Source organism: Vogesella fluminis (assembly GCF_014652335.1).
In the GTDB taxonomy this organism is placed as follows: Bacteria; Pseudomonadota; Gammaproteobacteria; order Burkholderiales; family Chromobacteriaceae; genus Vogesella; species Vogesella fluminis.
On record NZ_BMYP01000108.1, the window covers coordinates 1 to 1,184 of the forward strand.

Genomic DNA, 1,184 nt, shown 5'->3' on the forward strand with positions numbered 1-1,184 from the left:
AGCCGCTGTAGTCGTCGACGATCAAATGGCCGCGCCACCCCGCCAGGAAGTCGCGCGCGTGCTGGCCACTGCGACTGGTTTGGTAATCGAACACCACCAGCGGTGGGCCGCCCTCCAGGTCGTTACTGCGGTACGACCACAAATAGGCTCGCCTGGTCTTGCCTTTACCCGGATCCAGCTGCTGCACCGGGGTTTCGTCGGCGTGTAGGCTACCCCGTTCTCGCAGCTTGTCGGCCAAGCGGTCCGCCAACGGCTGCAGCGCCACGCCGAGCCGGCCGATCCATTCGCTCAGCGTGCTGCGCGCCAGCGGCACCTGTTGCCGTGCGGCAATCTGTTCGATGCGATACAGCGGCAGATGATCCAGATATTTGCTGATCGCCACCCAGGCCAGCAGCCCGGGGGCCGCCACGCCGCCGTCGATGACGGCTGGCGCCACCGGGGCGGCCTGCACCGTTTCACACGAGCGGCAGGCATACTGCGGGCGGATATGGCGGATGACGAAGAAGCGCGCCGGTTCGACATCCAGCTGCTCGCTGATGTCCTCGCCGATCTTCACCAGCTCGCGCCGGCACTGGCCGCAGTTGCACGACTCAGGTTCGTGGCGCACGTCGATACGCTCCAGGTGTGCGGGCAAGGGCTGGCGGCCGGCACGGGCACGCGGTTTACGCGTGGTGTCTTGGGGCGCCGGCGCTGCGGCGTCCAATTCGGCCTGCACCGCGGCCAGATCCTGCTCGGCGTCGTCCTCGAACAGCATCCGCTGTTCGGCGCTGAGCGCTTCGCTGCGGACTCCGAAGCGCAGGCGCTTCAGATGGGCCAGCTCGAGCACCAGTTTCTGGTTCTTGAGCTCAAGCGACTGCACCTGCTGCTGAAGCTGCCGCAGCATGTCCTGCACCCCGGCGACGAGCGTCGGGTCGGTGTTCCGGCGGGCCAGTTCAGCGAGCAAATCCATGACGGAATGATACCACGCCCCGGCGACCCGCCGCGCCGGGCCAGGGTTGCCGACGCTCAGACCCTCCAGTCTGCCGGGGCTTGCGCGCTCAAGCGCTGCCAGTCGACACCGGCCACCAGCCATTGCCACTCCTGCGGAGTGAGGCGGTGCACCTCATCGCCCGGGGCAGGCCAGCGAAAGCGGCCCGAATGCAGACGGCGCAGGCACAGCCAGACACCGTTGCCGTCCCAGCGCA

At 67.8% G+C, this 1,184-nt stretch carries 2 protein-coding genes; both read right to left on the reverse strand.

Features of this window, described 5'->3' with window-relative positions; translation table 11 throughout:
- A partial coding sequence (gene tnpC / locus IE083_RS15645; RefSeq protein WP_189354957.1) for an IS66 family transposase occupies positions 1 to 949 on the reverse strand: 949 nt, incomplete at its 3' end.
- 56 nt (positions 950 to 1,005) lie between these two features.
- The coding region (tnpB, locus tag IE083_RS16075) for an IS66 family insertion sequence element accessory protein TnpB (RefSeq protein ID WP_189354958.1) at positions 1,006 to 1,184 on the reverse strand (179 nt) is incomplete at its 5' end.